This window comes from Actinoplanes sp. KI2, assembly GCF_025630775.1.
GTDB lineage: Bacteria > Actinomycetota > Actinomycetes > Mycobacteriales > Micromonosporaceae > Actinoplanes.
Genome location: NZ_JAOSZE010000117.1, coordinates 1 through 1,385, shown reverse-complemented (window position 1 = coordinate 1,385; position 1,385 = coordinate 1). Strand labels below are relative to the sequence as shown.

Annotated in this window: 1 pseudogene; it reads right to left on the bottom strand. The window is 69.0% G+C overall.

What is annotated here, in order from left to right:
• Positions 1 to 28 precede the first annotated feature (28 nt).
• Positions 29 to 1,385 (bottom strand): annotated as a pseudogene (locus ODJ79_RS46515) (hypothetical protein); the annotation flags it as partial.

Genomic DNA, 1,385 nt, shown 5'->3' with positions numbered 1-1,385 from the left:
GGGGCCGCGGGGCGTCGTGGCGAGGTGATCAGGTGCGGAAGCGGGCCCGCCGCCGGCGGGTCAGGACGAGAGCGAGCATGCCGGCGAGCAGCAGGCCGCCACCGATTGCCGCGATCGGCAGGGCGGAGGGCCCGGTGATCGCGAGACCACCGCCACCGCCGCCGCCGCTGCCGTCGTCACCGGCAGGCACCGACGTGGACGGGGACGGCGACGCGCTGCCGGACGGAGACGGGCTCGAGCTCCCGTCGTCCCCCCCGACCTCGATGGTCGTCACGAAGGACCGCTTGGGGTGGCGCGGCGTCGGCAGGCTGGTGGCGACGAGGTGGGCGTCCGGCCCGGATCCGTCGCCCCGCGACACCGCGATGCCTGAGGGGCCGTGGGTCGGCGGGCTGGCGAGGGTCTCCAGACCGCCACTCCAATCCGTCCATTGCGGATCGTGCCACGTCACCGTGAAGCTGGTCGCATCGGTGGAGACGTAGCCGGCTAGCCGCAACGGCTCGATCGCGTAGGTCTTGTTCGGCAGGATCGGCCCATTGATCTCGCACCAGAGGCCCGACCACCGTTGCACGGTGTCGTAGGAGACACAGTTCTTCGAGCCGCTGTGGGTCAGTCGTCCTTTGCCGCCACGCACCTCGACGTGCACGACGGCCTTAGAGATCGTGGTCGAGCCCGTGTTGACCACGCCAACCACGACGGGCCGCCACTTACCGATCTCCGACGCCGGCACGCGGATGACAGCCGGATCGCCCTTCGCGTCGAGTTTGCCGAGCGGAACGAGTGGCAGGTTGTCGGGCGGCTCGATCAGGTGCGCGGGGACCTCGCCCCAGGAGCTTTCATACTTCGAATCCGGCAGCTTCTTCGCCACCAGGGACAAGGTGCCGGCACCTCCGGGCTCGTGCCCCTTGGTGATCGCGTCGAACCCGCCTTGGGCATCCGCCCAGGCCTTCGAGTACCAATAGAAGTTCAGCGGCTCCAAGGTTCTGTAAGCGGCGTCCGCATCGGCGGTCACGTGGAACGAATCCACCGCGTAGGTTTCGCCGGGCGCCAGCGTCCGGTCGAACTCGCAAAACGCCAGATTGGTGACCCCGCCATCGCCGTAGTAACGGCAGTTGGCGAACTCTTTGGGCAGGCTGGCGTCGCTTGGGACAAAGACCTCGAGCACCACGCCGTCGACCGGCTCGGTGCCCCGGTTGACCACGCCGAATGTCACGGGCGCGGTCTCGCCCTGATGGATCGGATAGGGGACGGGGTTCCCGGCGGCGTCCCGCTCCATCAGCGCCGCCAACTTGGCGGTGTCCGCGGCAGCGTGGGCCACCGATGGCACCGCGAGCACGCCCATCGTAAGAATTGCGGCGCCGAGCGCACGCACAAACAGCCTCATCCAA